Origin of the sequence: Brucella pseudintermedia (assembly GCF_008932435.1) — a bacterium.
In the GTDB taxonomy this organism is placed as follows: Bacteria; Pseudomonadota; Alphaproteobacteria; order Rhizobiales; family Rhizobiaceae; genus Brucella; species Brucella pseudintermedia.
Window position 1 is genome coordinate 183,700 of sequence record NZ_WBWE01000003.1, and the last position, 15,337, is coordinate 199,036.

The following is a 15,337-nucleotide window of genomic DNA, read 5'->3' on the forward strand; positions in this document are numbered from 1 at the left end:
CTTCTATTAATTGGCGTAGCCTGCTTATCGGTTTATGGCACACAAACAAAAACGCGGCCCGAAAGCCGCGTTTTCCTGATTGCTGTTTTAGCGGAGGCGTCCGCTAGCATGGGCAAGCATGGTGTAGACCTTGCCGGTATCCGATGTGAGATAGGTCCGCGTTACCATATTGTCACGGTCGTTGCGGGCGACATCTTCGAGAAGACGCTGGAAGTCGTCCATATAGCGATCCACAGCGCGACGGAATTCGCCGTCCGTCTGGTATTTGCGCTTGATATCGTCAAAGGTCTGCTGACCTTTCAGCGTATAAAGGCGACGGGTGAAGACGTTCCGTTCGCCGCGGCGGTAGCGGTCCCACAGTTCCACAGAAGCTTCATGGTCGATAGCGCGGGCAATGTCCACCGACAGCGAGTTCAGTGATTCAACGACATGACTTGGCGAACGAGGCGTTGCGGTGGGCTGTGCCTTGGGCTGCGCGGCTTCTTCTTCCTCACGGGATGCGCGAGCAAGAAGATCGGATACCCAGCCACGCGGCTTTTCTGGTTGCGCAGCTACCGGTGATGCGGGCTGTGCCTTTGGCGCGTCGGCGACGCGTTGGCGGACAGCAATGTCAGCCTGAGCCACCGGCGCCTGAACGGGAGCCGGACGAGTTGCGGACGGAGCAGGGCGCACGACCGGACGGTCCGCGCGGCTTTCACCGACATCTACCAGGCGACCGGACTTGTTGACGATTTCGGCCAGTTCCTTGAGCGCATTGATCTGCTCGCTCACGGCCTTGCGCATTGCTGTCGTTGTTTCCTTTGCCTCAGCAGGCATGTCCAGAACACCACGCTTCAGTTCGCCACGGGTCATGTTGAGCTCGCTGCGGATTTCGCTTGCGGTGCGACGGATATCGTCGGTTGCTGCGGAGAATTTCTGTGCAGCCTGTTCGACAATTTCCGAAACGCTTTCGCGCATCTTTTCGGCAGAAGAGCGGGTCTGGCCCTCGGCGCGCTGGAATGCAGAGGTCACCAGCTCTTCAAAGGAGTGCATGAGCTTTTCCACGCCTTCTGACTTCTCGACCAGGCCGGATGCCAGCTTGTCGAGTGCCTGATGGCGATCTTCAAGCGTGCTGACGAGACCGTTCTGAGCCGAACTGATCATTTCGGAAGCTGAGGAGAGAACTTTTCCATGCTCTTCGAAGCGGTCGGCGATGTCTGCAATCTGCGACAATGTACTGTCGGATATTGCCCGCAAAGTACCGATATTGCCGTCGATCAGGCCCGTGGAAGCCTGGAACATCTGCGCGGCGCGGTTGGTGTTCTCAACAAAGCTCGATGTTGTGTCGACAAGGCGACCATCGATGTCGGTAAGATTGCGCGTTGCCGCGTCGATCAGTTTGCCCAATTCGCCGTTCGATGCGGCAAGACGGTCGATCAGCTCGCTGACATTATCGGAAAGCCCGGTTTTGGCTTGCTGGACAGCCGCAATCGTTTCCGCAGTCCGGCTTGCAAGTGCATTGACCAGAGCGGCATTTTCCGAACGAAGTCTGTCGGTTGCGGCATGGGTAGCTTCTTCAAGCTGTTGCGCCAGCCCGCGACCGCTATCGGCCAGTCGCTGTACAAGCGGCTCTGCTGTATCGTTGAGGATTTTAGTGATTTCCTGCGAACGGGCAGCAAGAACGGCATTGAGCTCGCGTGTGCGTTCCTCCAGCGTAACCGCAGTTGTATCGGTCACCTGTGCGATTCGTGCCTCGACGGAGCCGAGTTCCATCGTGATACGCGAGCCGATGTCACCCAGACGGGTAGCGATTGCATCGGCGCGTTCCGCAAGACGGGTTTCGGTGCCGGCGAGATTATCGGCGACGCTGGCCGAGAAGGATTCGCTGTGACCTGCGAGCGTTTCGCTTGTTTTGGACGCCGTGTCTGCGATACGGGCCTCAATCGCGCCGAGCTCGCTGGTGAGGCGGTTTTCGATCGCTTCAAGACCGCTCGCGATAGCATTAGCGCGTTCGTTCAGACGGCTCTCCGTCCCGGCCAGATTGTCGGCGACGCTGGCGGCAAAGGCTTCGCTATGGCCGGCAAGCGTTTCGCTTGTTCTGCTGGCCGTGTTGGCAATGCGGGCCTCGATAGAGCCAAGCTCACCGGTCAGACGGCTTTCGATCTCTCCAAGACGACCGGCAATCGCGTCGGCGCGGTCACCGAGACGGGCTTCCGTGCCGGACAGGTTGTCGATCAGGCGAGCGCTGAATGCTTCGCCGAAGCCATCCAGAGCTTCACCGGCCTTGGCGGCTTCCGCCGAAAGCGTGCTTGCCGCTTCACCGATCTTCTCACGCAGTGTGCCTGCAACGATGCCCGCGCTTTGTTCCAGTGCCCGACGGACATTGTCGACGCCGATCGTGAGCGCCTTTTCCATCGTCTGGGTACGTTCTTCGATAATGCCGGTCTGGCCTTCAAAAGCGCGGCTGATAGCGGAGCTGCTGTCGGCAATTGCATTGTGCAGATTGGCCGTGCGCTGTTCCAGAATATCGCTGTGATCCTGAAGGGTCTGGCTTAGGGAGGCGGTGCTTTCGCTCAGCGTCGAGCGGATTTCGGCGGCACGGGTTTCAATCGTGCGCTCATGACCGTCAAGAATGCCGGACAGGGCATTGTTGTGATCATTCAGGACGGTATGCAGGCCGCTGGTGCGTTCTTCGACCAGGCGGATATGCTCGCCCAATGCAGCGACGAACGTGTCGCGGCTGGCGCCAATGGACGCGTTCATGCTGCTGGCACGCTCATCAAGCATACGCGCGAGCGTGTCCTGATTGTCTGCGATAAGTGCCTGAAGCGAGTTTACGCGTTCGTCGAAGGTACGGGCGAGAACTTCGCGATTTTCATTGAAGTTATCCCGCATTGCGGCTGCGCGCTCGTCCATCAATTGAGCAAGCATTGCCTGGTTGCCCGCGATAATGCCATGGAGCGCGGTGGCGCGTTCTTCGAGCGAGCGGCTGTGATCTGCAAAGCTCGCATCGAGCAGCGCAGAGTGACTTTCCATCGACTGGCGTAGCGCGCGGGTTCTCTCATCCAGAATTGCGGCGTGATTGTCGGCAACAGAATTGAGCGCCGAGGCACTGGCGTTGACGGCGTTTTCGATGTCACTCGTACGTGCCGCAAGCGTGTCCGCGTGACCGCGGATAACGGCTGAAACGCGTTCAGTTTCACCTTCCAGCGACGCAGCGAGAACATCGCGGCTTTCAGCAAGCTTGCCCGCAAAGGCGTCAGCCTTTTCGCTAAGAATGTTGCCGACGCTATCGCCGATAGATGTCAGATCTTCGCCGATCTTGGTCTTGGTTTCGTCGATCATCGTGCTCAGCGAAGCGCGACCGCTGGAGAAGGTCTCTGCGATTTCGCGGGTGCGTGCGATGAGATTTTCGTTAATCTGGCGAGAACGGGTTTCAAGCGCCGCATTGAGTTTTTCAGTGCTGCTGTCAAGGGCGTGCGCGCGGGCTTCAAATTCGGACAGAAGCGACCGGCCGCGCTCGGAAAGCGTGCTTTCGAGGTTGGCAAGGCGAGTGTCGAATTCGCTGACCATGGACTGCGTTGCGCCGCCGAGCAGATTGGCGATACCGGTCGTCCGTTCGTCCAGCGCTTCGGCCAGACGGTCCGATACTGTGCGGGATTGCTCATCAAGCGTCGCGATACGCGTGTCGAGCAGGTTGGCAAAAGCTTCACCGGAAGTCGTGATGCGTGTGCCAATGTCACCCGTCCGGGTTTCAATGGCTTCGGCAATGGCGCCGCCGCTTTCATTGATGCTGCCGATCAGGCGTTCGCCGGATTCGGTGAGCAGGGTGCTTAGCTGTTGCGAGGCGGAAAGAACGTTGTCGCGGATGATGTTGGAAGCGCTCGATAGTTCTTCCTTGAGCTGTTCGTGCGCACCGGAGATCGAAGAACGCACGCGCTCGGCATGACTGACAACAGCTTCACGCTCATTGCCAAGATCGCTCACCAACGAACGAATGCGAACTTCATTGTCGCTATAGGCGCGTTCCAGCTGGTTGACTTCCGACTGAACAAGCGTTTCCAGTTCGACGGCCCGCGCCAGGGTGCGCTCGATGCCTTCATTCATGGCGGCGACTTCGCGACGCACAGCCTGTCCAAGGGTCGAAACGCGGTCGCCGGAAACCGCTTCCGGCTGGAGCAACCGCATGGCAGCTTCCGACATGCTGCGTGCAGCCAGATGCATTTCCTGCGCACGCTTCACGAGCTGCGCAAATCCCCAGAACATGGCTACCGGCAAGGCGACACCCGCAACGACGCCGAGACCGGCGGGCGAGGTGAAGAAGTCCTTGGTGGCCTGCATATTCGAGAAGACATCAGGATTGATGGCCTTGCTCAGCGCGACGCCGCCAGCAGCCCAAAGCACACTGATCGCCGTGGTGGTCCAGAACAGCTTTGACGAGTTTTCGGTCGCGCGGCGCGGAGCTGCGATTATTGCTTTTTCAGTGCGGGAATCGTCGTTTGCCGGCGTGAAGGTAGAGGAGGCGACGTTGGCGGCGGTCGCGACAGTCGCAGCGGAAACTGGCTTGCTGACCGGTTCGGGCGTCGGCTCTGCCGTCTTCGAGGTGTTGGCGGGCTTGGGCTGGGCATTGGCCACAGTTTGCGCAACTGGTCCTGCAGCTTTTACGACCGGTGGAACCGGCGGCGCGGCAGGCGTTGCGATCACTGAGGCTGTCGTGATGGTGGCGGCTTTCGCAGCCGTTTCCACCGGGGACACAGCCGCCGGTTCAGCCGTTTTGGTCTTCTGTTCGGCAACCAGTTCTTCAGCAGCGCGCGAGATCTGCTCCTCCAGATCATCGACCGAGAAGCCTTCATCGAATGCACTCAACTCCATGTCGATATCAAGGTCGTCACCGAAATCGATATCGAGTGCCTGTTCCAGTGCCTTTTCAACCTCAAGGTCGAGCTTCTGTGCCTTGGATTTGGAAGCCATTGTTTGCCTACCTCGTACTCATTACTGTGACGGCCGGACCACGAAAGAGCCGTTACAAAACTTTCTCCGCCATTTTGCATCGTATCGGCTCGTGCCTGTTAAGGAAATAGGCGTCTTTTGCCGATCCCTAAAACTTTAAATACAAGGTTAACGGAAACCGGCTCAATTCGTGAAAATTCGACATTTCCGGGCTTCTGGCATTTACCAGCAAGTTGTGGAAATCGATCCGGGCCGTTGGGACTGTCCGAAGAAGCACTGCAAAATTATTAACAAAATTACCCGCTTTGCGAGTAGGGTTTTTCGCAGTGCGCCTTGTGATTGAGTGGTGTCCACGCGGGATTCTATCCGTTGTTCCTCTCCACTATTGCATTTTATCATATGATGCACTTTGAGCTGACGGCAAGGAGAGTTTTGCGCTCGTGAACTCGACTGTCAGGTTTGTCAGGCAAGAATCTTCGATCGGCGCACGGCATATTGGCGCAGTTGCGGACAAGTGTGCGACCAAGGTTGAAACTGTTTGCAGAACGCCGTATCTGCGATTTCGGGTTATTTGCGTTTTATGCCGGAATGGCGGGGAACGCCAAAGACAAAGATCGCGTCGAATTTACGCGTTTCAAGGAATTAAAATGACGAAGATCGTATTCGTATCTGCTGACGGCGCGACCCGTACAGAAGTCGAGGCGGACAACGGGTCCAGCGTGATGGAGGCTGCCATTCGCAATGGCATTCCCGGCATCGATGCGGAATGTGGCGGCGCTTGCGCCTGCGCGACCTGTCATGTCTATGTTGATGAGGACTGGGCGGATACCGTTGGCGGGCCGGACGCGATGGAGGAAGATATGCTGGACTTCGCCTATGAAGTTCGCCCGACCTCCCGCCTCTCCTGTCAGATCCGTGTGTCGGACGACCTTGAGGGGCTAGTCGTGCAGGTGCCCGAACGCCAGAACTAGGCTTTTAAAGAAATGGGGATGCGATGGGAGGCGAGCCGCAAAATGATATTGTCATTATCGGCAGCGGACCCGTCGCACTCTTTTCCGTCTTTCAGCTTGGGCTTTTCGGTTTCAAGTGCCATCTCATAGAAGCCTGTGATCGGCCCGGCGGTCAGTGCGCGGCGCTTTATGCGGACAAGCCGATTTACGATGTACCGGGCTTTCCCGAAATCATGGGCGCGGAGCTTGTCGAACGGCTTCTCAGGCAGATTGAGCCATTCAGTCCGGTTTTTCACTTCAAGAAGACTGCGAAGAGCATCTCGGTCGGCGACAATGGCGTGGTTGTCGCCACCGGTGATGGTAACAAGTACAATGGTCGTGCCACGGTGATTGCGTCGGGTCTCGGCGCGTTTACCGGCGATGGGCAAGTTATCCGTCCTGACCCGCTTGCAAAGCTCTCGCTATCGAGAACAGGCAACATGCTGGTTGTAAGTCCCGAGACGTTCAGAACTTCAAGTCCGAAGGTCTACGCTATCGGGGATGCCTGTCATTATCCGGGCAAACTGAAACTGATCCTGTCAGGATTTCATGAAGCCGCCTTGATGACGCAAGCCATACGGCGCGAATTGGGCTAGTTTCGGTTCGCTATTTGGAAGCCTGCTGGGCGCGCTCCATGCGGTAGGTCAGCAAGCGCGCGAAACGATCCTCGAAATTGATGGTTTCAACCCGGTCGAACCGCTGCTGCTCCTTGTCATGTGCTTCCATGAGACGTGCTGTTACCTTGTCTATGTCCGCGCGAAGCACAACACAATCAGCACGGCTGCGCAGGCCGCGTATCTCCCGCTCCATGCGGCTGGCAAAGCTTCGGGCGATCACAATGTGGCTTTCTTCATGGCGGCGAATATCCTGCACCAGCGTATCCCAGATTAGCGCGAGTTCCGGCGTAGCCTTGCGGCGTTGCTTCCAGCGGGGCAGGGAGACTTTCGCGTGAACATTCACATAGACATCCTGCACCTTGCAGTCCTTTCCGGGCGCACGTCCGTAGCGCACTTTGGCATCGAAACGGATTTCAGCGGCGCCCGGGTGATGCCGACCCGTTTTCTTGAGGAAAGGGCCACTGCGAGAAAGAGCCTTATCGAGATCCGCTGCCGTTTTGCCGCTTACGGTATAATAGCTGAATTCGCGAAAGATCGACGCGGCTTCAGCCTGAGGGGCGACCATGGCAAGAACTGCGCTGAGAGCCAGAACCTTCTTTCTCAAATTCATGTCCTGGCACCTCTTTCTAAAACCAGTAAGAAATTCGCTTTTTGCTGCCACAAGCATGGCACGCAATCGTCAAGAGAACTATAACGCCCCTCACAAAATGACTTCAGGCGAGGTTGGTTGCAACCTCGCTGCAATGAAAAGTGGCATGGAGAATGGTACAGGAACATTTCGCTATGACGAAAGAATGGCACCTTGCTCATGGAAGAAGCGTCCGTGTGGGGAAGGAGGCCGTTATCATGGGCATACTGAATGTTACGCCTGACTCTTTTTCCGATGGCGGCCGACACGACGCGTTGGAAAGGGCCGTCGAGGTGGCAGGTCAGATGCTCGCTGATGGAGCGACCATCATCGATGTAGGAGGAGAATCAACCCGTCCCGGAGCCGCTGCCGTCGATGCCGAAACGGAAATTGCACGCGTGGTTCCTGTGATCGAGGCGCTGGTGAAGAAATACGATTGCATCATCTCCGTCGATACGTACCGTGCGGCGACGGCGCAGGCCGCAGTCGATACCGGAGCACATATCGTCAATGACGTATGGGGACTCCAGCGCGAACCGGAAATTGCTCATGTCGCCAAAAAGAGCGGCGCAGGTTTGGTCATCATGCACACCAGCAGGGATCGATCCGTTCTTCCCGATGTCATCGAAGATCAGTTCTCGTTTCTAAATGTCTCTCTGGGTATAGCGAAAGACGCAGGCATTGAAGAATCCCGCATCGTGCTCGATCCAGGGTTTGGCTTCGGCAAGAACAAGGATGAGGATATCGCGCTGTTGGCCAGAGCGGATGAACTGCAGAAACTTGGGTTTCCGTTGCTGGTCGGCACATCGCGCAAACGTTTTATTGGCGGTATGACGGGAAGGGATAATCCGCTTGACCGGGATATAGGAACTGCGGCAACGTCGGTTGCACTGCGTTTGGCAGGTGCCGACATCTTCCGTGTTCACAATGTCGCTTTTAATAGAGACGCACTTGCCGTTGCAGATGATATCCTGCAATCGAGACGCAGCGAAAATAGAAAGTGAAGCCGTGTATACGATCCGAATGATGAATTGCGCGTTTTTCGCGCACCACGGCGTTTTCGATGAAGAGCACAAGCTCGGCCAGCGATTTTATGTCGATGCCATTCTTGATGTCGATCCGGGCACGGCGCTGGAGAACGACGATATCGACGGCACGGTGCATTACGGCATCGCATTCGCCGTCATTCAGGACATTATCACGGGACGGCAGCGTTATCTGATCGAAACACTTGCTCTCGACGTTGCAAAAGCACTGGCCGCCAGGTTTCCCCAGGTCAAGCGTGCGGAAATCACGGTACGCAAGCCGAACGCGCCTGTACCGGGCGTGCTGGACCATGTTGAAGTGACTGTGGTTTACCCGGAGTGAACACGGACGAATCTTATCGCGCCTGGCTGGGGCTTGGTGGAAATATCGACGATCCAGTCGCTTCGATGGGCAAAGCTTTGCGCACACTGGACGAACGGGCCGACACGCATGTCATCGCCGTTTCTGCGGTTTATCGCACGCCGCCATGGGGCAAGACGGACCAGGCATGGTTTCACAATGCCTGCGCTGAAGTTGAAACTTCATTGCAGCCTTTGGAGTTGATCGCAGTCTGTCTCGATGTTGAACGCTCGTTAAAACGCGTCAGGCTGGAGAGGTGGGGACCGCGCATTATCGATATCGATATATTGACCATGCAGGATGAGGCGGGACGCGCTGTCATTATGTCGGATGCTGCTTTGGAGCTGCCGCATCCACGTATGCACGAGCGGGCTTTCGTTCTCGTGCCGCTGAACGATATCGCGCCGTCCCTTGAAATCGCAGGCAAGACGGTTGCGGACTGGAATGCCGGGATCGAACAATCCGGAATTGAAAAAGCCCGCACGGATGCGGGCTGGTGGCGCGAATAGGTTCAGCTCAGTTCTTGGCGATGCTGCCGACAGCGATATTATCGACGCGCTTCAGATTCATGCCGATGACCGGAACCAGCTCCTTGTCAACGCGAACAGAAACCGTGACGTTCATCGTGTTCGGATCGGAGATGCGCGCCAGCATTGCGCCATTGAGCTGTTTGCGGTTCAGTCCGAAGACGACTTTATTCCCGCTGACCGAACCCGATGTAACGTCGAGTCCCTTGCCTTCGGCGCCGTCATTGAACTTGCCGGAATAAGCTGAGCCAACACGTGTGACGGTAGCCTTCATCGGCTGCGAGAAGACGCCGACGCGGCATGTGCCGTCCAGCGTCATTCCAACGTTTTCGTCCGGTGTGGAACCAGCGAGGTTACAGACAAATTTCGTGCCTTTGTATTTTCCAGCGACGATTTCGCCCGGGCCTGACCATTGGCCTTCGATTGATTGAAAGAACTGCTTGTCTTTGTCAGCGGCCAGAACCGGCGCGGCAGAAAATGACACGGGCAGCAGCGTCAGGCAGGCGGCGATGCAATTCTTCATATTCAGCTCTGTCCCGGATTCACGGCCTTGATTGGACGTCATTCCTAATCGTTGTTTTCCAGCATGTCACGACCAAACTGGTCGCACCCGCAAACCTTCGGATATTCCGAGGTCCGCCAAAAGCCGATTGATGGAATGGGCACAGTTTGAAGGGGAGTGTGCCGATACACCGGATCGCTCGATTCTGGCGCAGATTTCTTTCCGTCATAATCACCGCGAATGGTTAATGCTTCGGAAATAAACTGCTATTTTTCAGATTGCTTCTTATTGGTCCGATCGCCGCTGATCCTCGCAAGATCGCCAATAAAATCGCCGATACCGGGCCGTTTTTCCGCATTGAACGGGAAGGGACGCACCACATCCATAGCTGCAATTCCAATGCGCGCCGTCATGAGCCCGTTGACCACTCCTTCGCCGAGCTTGGCCGACAGGCGGGAGGCTAAGCCATGACCGACAAGTTGCTGGATCACGCTGTCCCCCATGGCCAGCGTTCCTGTTACTGCAAGATGGGCGATGACCCTCCGGGCGAGTTTCAGGAAGCCCAATGTCCCGGGACGACCGCCGTAGAGTTGTGAAAGCCGGCGTATCAGGCGGGCGGATTCAAAAATGACATATCCAATATCGACCAGCGCGCGCGGGCTGATGGCTGTGACAATCGAAACGCGTTTGGACGCATTCAAAATGAGTGCGCGCGCCTCGCGGTCGAGAGGGCGGAGAATTTCCGTTTCAGTAAGCTGGATCAGGTTCCGCCCGTCTATAATATCGTCAGTCAGACCGTCCAGAAGCTGTCGTCCCCGCGCAGTTTCCGGCAGGCTCGCCGCAATCGAGCGCAGCGCGTCGACAGCTTTTCTGGCTGCCGCCATATCGTCACGTTCCGCCGCATCAGCCGCGTCCTTGCGGAGATGCTGCACGGATGCGAGACGACGCAATGCAATCAGTTCACGAACGACGATGGCAATGAAGGCGGCGAGGGCGATTGTTGCGACGCCCAAGGCGGTCCAGCCCAGCCAGTCAGCGCGTGAAAAGAGTGCCCGAATGAGGTCTTCGGTCCAGATGCCGACGGCGAATGAAACAAGTATGCCGAGCGCACCGAACAATATTTTGCTGAGCGACCAGCCCTTGCGTTCGGGAGCTTCAAATAACGGGTCGAGGATTTCAAGCTCGGCTGCTTCTTCATCGCTCAAAGCGAAAATGTCGGGCTGTGCGACAACTGTTTCGAGATTACGGACCGCGCGCGGACGACGAGGCGCCTCATCGACTGTTTCGGAGTGACTTGCAGGTTGGCCCACAGTGAATGAAGCCGGTTTACGCGGTGTCTTCTCGATCATGTGAGACGATCCCCAATCAAAAACTGCAAGGCGCGATCCAGCCGTATGTGAGGCAGAGAAAGCGTCAGGCCCTCGGCGGTGCGCTCAAGTCGAGGCGGACGAAAACGGACGAACCGGATAGCGGGGTCATCCTGCACAAAAGTTTCGTCAAAGATCGCATTGGGATTCTTCGGCAAGTCTCCGGGAAATATAGCGGTTTCTGTTTTCCCGTCGAACACTTCCCCGTCGATCTTCTCGCCCTTTAGAGGCGTACCGACGATGACTGGAAGTGTTTCCTTGCCCTGGGCTACCGTCGCCTCCCGTGTTGCGCGAACCGCGGCCATTGCGAGAACATCAATATCCGCGCCGGAAAAATCAGCCCGCTCCATGGCCCGCTCCACAAGACGCCGCACAATGGCTTGCAGACGGTCATGACTTTCATGGTGCAGATGATCGGCCTTGGTTGCTGCAACAAGGATACGCCCGATACGGCGCTGGATCAGGCCGGTCAGCAGGTTTGTCCGTCCCGGACGGAAGCAGGACAGAATGTCGGTAAGCGCACGTTCCAGATCGGCAACGACGGCACCGCCTGCGTTCATCGCCTGCATGGCGTCGATAAGCACGATCTGCCGGTCGAGCCGCGCAATATGTTCGCGAAAGAAGGGCTTGATTACGTAGGTTTTATAAGCTTCATAGCGCCGTTCCATCATGGCGCCCAGAGAACCTGTCTTCAGATCGTCCGGTTTGAGTTTGGGAAGCGGCGCGAATGTCAGCGCTGGCGACCCCTCAAGGTCCCCTGGCATCAGGAAACGCCCGGGCGGGAGGGTGGATAATGCGCGCTCATCGGCTTTGCCTGCACGCAAATAGGCGGTGAAACTTCTGGCGAGGCGCTGCGCGGTCAGTTCATCTGCCTTTTCAGAAGCTTTCGCGAGGGAAGCTTCCGCGATCCACTCCTGAGCCAGATCCTTGTGCGTGGGCTCATGAGCCAGAGCAAAGGAGTCCGCGCTAAATTGCGCATAGGATTTACCAAGCAGAGGCAAATCGAGCAGCCATTCGCCCGGATAATCGACAATGTCGACCGAGAGCTTGCCCGGAGAGAGCCAGCGACCCCAGGCAGATGCGGATTCATATTCGATAGTCAGGCGCAATTGCGAGATAGCGCGGGTGGAGTCAGGCCAGATACGCTCATCGATCAATGCCGACAGATGTTCTTCATATTGAAAGCGGGGAACAGCATCGTCCGGCTGCGGTTCGAGCAGCGCTCGTGAAATACGGCCCGACTTATAGGCCTGGAACATCGGGAGCCTGCCGCCATGCAGCATGTTGTGGACGAAAGCCGTAATGAAGACCGTCTTTCCGGCTCGCGACAGACCGGTCACGCCGAGCCGCAACGAGGGAGACAAAAGCCCGGTCGCACGATCTGCTAACGTATCCAGTGCGATCTTCGCTTCGTCGCCAATACTTGTCAGCTTAGCCAATTAATCCTCGCCGCTTTCACTGATCTGTCAGCCGTATAGATAGGGTGGTCCCAGCGGCCTTGGCAAGGAATGAGGGGGCCTTCGCAGAAAATCTACCGGGGCAGTATGAAGCTTTCCAGATAAGCAGAGCCACGCTCAAGCTCGCTGAGTGGGGCCGGACAGGTGATATTGGCTATTGCGGCGGTTGGAAAACCTGCACGTAGTTTCAGGAGGCTATCCTTGTTGCCATCGCCACATAAAGCGAGCGCCAGGTCTTCAATGCTGGGATTGTGCCCCACAAGCATCAGTGTCGCTGTATCGCCATGTTTGCGTATGGCTTGCATATAGTCGGCCGGCCCACCGCTGTAGATCGCGTCATCGACAATGGTATCGACCTCGATATCCAGACGATCGATAATGCCGAGCGCAGTTTCTCTCGTTCTGCGCGAACCAGAAAGCACCACGAGATCGGGAGAAAGCCCCATTGGCTTCATGATCCTTGAAAGACGATCGAGTTCAGCTTTGCCTTCCGGATCAAGAGGACGATCGAAGTCCTTCATTCCAGGTCTGGCCCACACAGCTTTTGCGTGTCTTAGGAGAAGTAGCCGACTCATTTGTAACGTTCCAAACTCTGTTTCTCCTCCATTTTTCGCCATAATTTGCGCGGGAATGAACGCTCTGGTTGCCTATTCTCCCGATTTTTTGAGGCCTGTCAGCAATATTTACAGGTGTCATTTGCCTAATTTTTGAGCTCCGGCAACCCCTTCCGAGGGGAGACGGGTTTTGACTGAAAATATACCGATATTTTCCACAATGGATTGAAGTTATTCTGAAAGTGACAAGAGCAATTTTTCGCGGCGAGGTTTGTATTGCATTATTTTTATGCATAATCATACAAAATTGATGCGCTAAAAAGTAGTGAAGTACGCTTGTTTGATGTTGTGTCCTTGTTGCTATGGAACTATATAACCGCTCGCGTCTCCTAGATGTGGGGTAATTCAGAATGAGTGAATTGATTGACCTTGACTATAGGCCCACTGAAGACGAGCCGTTCATGAATGAGCGGCAGAAGTCTTACTTCCGAGCGAAACTGATCGCGTGGAAGAACGATATTCTGCGAGAAGCGCGCGAAACGCTTGAGGCGCTGCAGCAGGAAAATGCCAACCATCCCGACCTGGCGGACAGGGCATCCTCCGAAACGGATCGGGCAATCGAGTTGCGAGCTCGCGACAGACAGCGCAAACTGATCTCAAAAATCGACGCGGCCTTGAGCCGTATTGATGAAGGAACGTACGGTTTCTGCGAAGAAACGGGAGAACCTATCAGCTTGAAGCGGCTTGATGCGCGTCCGATCGCTACGCTTTCAATCGAAGCGCAAGAGCGTCATGAGCGTCGAGAGAAAGTTTATCGCGACGACTAAGGCGCATCTGGAAAACAGAGCGTCGCGCCAATTCGATCTGCTCGACATGCTCCAGATCTGAAATGGTTTGAAAATTATAGGCTGCGGTTTCCGCAGCCTATTTTCTTTGTATCACGGCAACTTCGGCAGAAATCAATTTCTGTGAATGCCATCTTTGGTCAATTCACCGAGGAGCTTTTCCATTTCATCCTCGATATCGTTCTTTGCCTTGTCTTCAGGCGTATCGTGCGTTGCCGAAATATCGAGCGAACTCAAAAGCTCATTTTCGAAGAACTCGGTATCAAATGGCGCTGCTTCTTTGCTCTCCTCGCGGGGGGAGCTCTGCGAATTGATGTCTGCAGTGATCGCGTCCTGCAACGCTGTGCCGAGGTCGGCCAGATCATCCACGGGCGTTTCTGGCGAAATTGTTTCTAACGCCGTCGGATTTGAAACCGTTACCGGAATTTCAGGTTCGATACGCTTCGGTTCAGACGATGTGGAGAACGCCGGTGCGGCCGTTGTGGACACCGTGGGTCCCGTTACGTCGAGCGATGGAGATTTATCCGCAACCGTCGTTTCACGCTGGGGAACGATACTGCCGAGATTTGCCGAGGTAACGGACGTGGTGGCAGCAACGCCGGCAGCGGCGACTCCGCCGGAAGACGTTGAGCTCACCACGCCGCGTGAAACCTGGCTCAATGGATAGGCTGGGTGGGCGCGTGTCGATTGTGGCTGTGCCTGCGCGGAGCGGGGCGGCAACACCGTACGCGGCTGCGGTGGATAATTCGGCGCTGGACGTGGTTGCGGTCGAGCCGGTACTGGTTGAGCAGATTTAGGTTCGACAGGCGGTTGCGGCGGGTTCGGCGCAACCGCCGGGGCCTGCGGCGGAACACGAACAGCGGTAGCGACCTGTGGGGCCGGTTCTTCCCGTGCCGGCTCTGGCTTGCGGTAAGTCGGTGCTTCGATTGCGGAACTGATCTGAATCGCTTCGTCCTTTTCGTCCGCCGATGGTGTCTGCAGCGAAAGAGCAGGGCGCTCGGCCTTTTCGTTGGCCAGCACCTCGTGCTGTTTGAAGCGTTCGATGTGCTCAGGTTCTATCCGTGAAGGCTGCACGCGCGCATGAGCTCGCGTTTCCATGACGATATTCTGCTCCACCACCACGTCGGTCGGTCCGCCGATGAGTAGCAGGTGTTCCACATCGTCGCGGCGAATGAGAACCAGCTTGCGCCGGCTGTCGACCGCCGCCGCGTCCATCACGGAGAGACGTGGTTGTCGTGTACGCCCGTTGGAGACGTAAGTACCGCCGCTGATACGGCGGATAATACTGAGAACAACGAAAATTCCGCAAAGAATGATCGCAAATATTAGGACGAAGCCGACAATATTAGCCGCGTTCTCTCCAACGATGCCGCTCAGCCATTCCTTCATGCGGATACCCTCTTATACAATAAGCGAAAACCTGCGATGACTGGAGACTACGCTTCCCCGGACGCTCCACGTCATCGCGTTGTTCATACAGTAGTTGAATTTCCAAGCCTTGGGAATGTTTCTCGGGAATGCGAGAAATATATGATC

General features: G+C 56.3%; 13 protein-coding genes. 6 read left to right on the forward strand and 7 right to left on the reverse strand.

Annotated features, from left to right (window positions below; all coding sequences use genetic code 11):
* Nucleotides 1–87 precede the first annotated feature (87 nt).
* Nucleotides 88–4,950 carry an apolipoprotein A-IV repeat region-like domain-containing protein gene (locus F9K78_RS05445; RefSeq protein ID WP_121983193.1) on the reverse strand — a complete coding sequence of 1,621 codons (4,863 nt, stop codon included), beginning with the start codon at nucleotides 4,948–4,950 and terminating at the stop codon, nucleotides 88–90.
* A gap of 626 nt (nucleotides 4,951–5,576) precedes the next feature.
* Here F9K78_RS05445 and F9K78_RS05450 point away from each other — a divergent pair.
* Nucleotides 5,577–5,900 carry a 2Fe-2S iron-sulfur cluster-binding protein gene (locus F9K78_RS05450; RefSeq protein ID WP_121983192.1) on the forward strand — a complete coding sequence of 108 codons (324 nt, stop codon included), beginning with the start codon at nucleotides 5,577–5,579 and terminating at the stop codon, nucleotides 5,898–5,900.
* 23 nt (nucleotides 5,901–5,923) lie between these two features.
* Nucleotides 5,924–6,514, forward strand: coding sequence for an NAD(P)/FAD-dependent oxidoreductase (locus F9K78_RS05455; protein ID WP_121983191.1), 591 nt, complete (start codon nucleotides 5,924–5,926; stop codon nucleotides 6,512–6,514).
* 10 nt (nucleotides 6,515–6,524) lie between these two features.
* Here the strand turns inward: F9K78_RS05455 and F9K78_RS05460 are convergent, their stop codons facing one another.
* A complete protein-coding gene (locus F9K78_RS05460) occupies nucleotides 6,525–7,145 on the reverse strand; it encodes a DUF922 domain-containing Zn-dependent protease (RefSeq protein WP_121983190.1) in 621 nt (206 codons plus the stop codon).
* Between the two features lie 173 nt (nucleotides 7,146–7,318).
* Here F9K78_RS05460 and folP point away from each other — a divergent pair, with 173 nt between their 5' ends.
* From folP to folK, 3 genes are all read left to right on the forward strand, one after another.
* Nucleotides 7,319–8,167: a dihydropteroate synthase gene (folP, locus tag F9K78_RS05465; protein WP_121986545.1), complete on the forward strand. Its 849-nt coding sequence runs from the start codon at nucleotides 7,319–7,321 to the stop codon at nucleotides 8,165–8,167.
* Between the two features lie 4 nt (nucleotides 8,168–8,171).
* Nucleotides 8,172–8,531 carry a dihydroneopterin aldolase gene (gene folB, locus F9K78_RS05470; RefSeq protein ID WP_121983189.1) on the forward strand — a complete coding sequence of 120 codons (360 nt, stop codon included), beginning with the start codon at nucleotides 8,172–8,174 and terminating at the stop codon, nucleotides 8,529–8,531.
* A 65-nt stretch (nucleotides 8,532–8,596) separates the two neighbouring features.
* Entirely contained in the window at nucleotides 8,597–9,058 is a 462-nt protein-coding gene (gene folK, locus F9K78_RS05475; RefSeq protein WP_286167944.1) for a 2-amino-4-hydroxy-6-hydroxymethyldihydropteridine diphosphokinase, read from the forward strand.
* A gap of 7 nt (nucleotides 9,059–9,065) precedes the next feature.
* Here folK and F9K78_RS05480 read toward each other — a convergent pair whose 3' ends face one another.
* The 4 genes from F9K78_RS05480 to F9K78_RS05495 form a co-directional block, all read right to left on the reverse strand.
* Nucleotides 9,066–9,599, reverse strand: a complete 534-nt coding sequence (locus F9K78_RS05480) for a hypothetical protein (RefSeq protein ID WP_121983268.1) — start codon at nucleotides 9,597–9,599, stop codon at nucleotides 9,066–9,068.
* Between the two features lie 245 nt (nucleotides 9,600–9,844).
* Nucleotides 9,845–10,927 carry a YcjF family protein gene (locus tag F9K78_RS05485; RefSeq protein ID WP_121983187.1) on the reverse strand — a complete coding sequence of 361 codons (1,083 nt, stop codon included), beginning with the start codon at nucleotides 10,925–10,927 and terminating at the stop codon, nucleotides 9,845–9,847.
* Nucleotides 10,924–12,384, reverse strand: coding sequence for a YcjX family GTP-binding protein (locus F9K78_RS05490; RefSeq protein WP_121986540.1), 1,461 nt, complete (start codon nucleotides 12,382–12,384; stop codon nucleotides 10,924–10,926). The genes F9K78_RS05485 and F9K78_RS05490 overlap by 4 nt, the downstream gene beginning before the upstream one ends.
* A 92-nt stretch (nucleotides 12,385–12,476) precedes the next feature.
* A complete protein-coding gene (locus tag F9K78_RS05495; protein WP_121983185.1) occupies nucleotides 12,477–12,977 on the reverse strand; it encodes a SixA phosphatase family protein in 501 nt (166 codons plus the stop codon).
* 389 nt (nucleotides 12,978–13,366) lie between these two features.
* On the opposite strand from F9K78_RS05495, the gene dksA reads away from it, so the two are divergent.
* A complete protein-coding gene (gene dksA / locus F9K78_RS05500; RefSeq protein ID WP_006466858.1) occupies nucleotides 13,367–13,783 on the forward strand; it encodes an RNA polymerase-binding protein DksA in 417 nt (138 codons plus the stop codon).
* Between the two features lie 132 nt (nucleotides 13,784–13,915).
* Here the strand turns inward: dksA and F9K78_RS05505 are convergent, their stop codons facing one another.
* Nucleotides 13,916–15,190, reverse strand: coding sequence for a flagellar biosynthetic protein FliO (locus tag F9K78_RS05505; RefSeq protein ID WP_121983184.1), 1,275 nt, complete (start codon nucleotides 15,188–15,190; stop codon nucleotides 13,916–13,918).
* Nucleotides 15,191–15,337 lie beyond the last annotated feature (147 nt).

Excerpts from the sequence above, each read along its gene's own strand:
- F9K78_RS05445 (WP_121983193.1), bottom strand. The coding sequence starts at position 4,950 with ATGGCTTCCAAATCCAAGGCACAGAAGCTCGACCTTGAGGTTGAAAAG.
- F9K78_RS05450 (WP_121983192.1), top strand. The coding sequence starts at position 5,577 with ATGACGAAGATCGTATTCGTATCTGCTGACGGCGCGACCCGTACAGAA.
- F9K78_RS05455 (WP_121983191.1), top strand. The coding sequence starts at position 5,924 with ATGGGAGGCGAGCCGCAAAATGATATTGTCATTATCGGCAGCGGACCC.
- F9K78_RS05460 (WP_121983190.1), bottom strand. The coding sequence starts at position 7,145 with ATGAATTTGAGAAAGAAGGTTCTGGCTCTCAGCGCAGTTCTTGCCATG.
- folP (WP_121986545.1), top strand. The coding sequence starts at position 7,319 with ATGACGAAAGAATGGCACCTTGCTCATGGAAGAAGCGTCCGTGTGGGG.
- folK (WP_286167944.1), top strand. The coding sequence starts at position 8,597 with ATGGGCAAAGCTTTGCGCACACTGGACGAACGGGCCGACACGCATGTC.
- F9K78_RS05480 (WP_121983268.1), bottom strand. The coding sequence starts at position 9,599 with ATGAAGAATTGCATCGCCGCCTGCCTGACGCTGCTGCCCGTGTCATTT.
- F9K78_RS05485 (WP_121983187.1), bottom strand. The coding sequence starts at position 10,927 with ATGATCGAGAAGACACCGCGTAAACCGGCTTCATTCACTGTGGGCCAA.
- F9K78_RS05495 (WP_121983185.1), bottom strand. The coding sequence starts at position 12,977 with ATGAGTCGGCTACTTCTCCTAAGACACGCAAAAGCTGTGTGGGCCAGA.
- dksA (WP_006466858.1), top strand. The coding sequence starts at position 13,367 with ATGAGTGAATTGATTGACCTTGACTATAGGCCCACTGAAGACGAGCCG.
- F9K78_RS05505 (WP_121983184.1), bottom strand. The coding sequence starts at position 15,190 with ATGAAGGAATGGCTGAGCGGCATCGTTGGAGAGAACGCGGCTAATATT.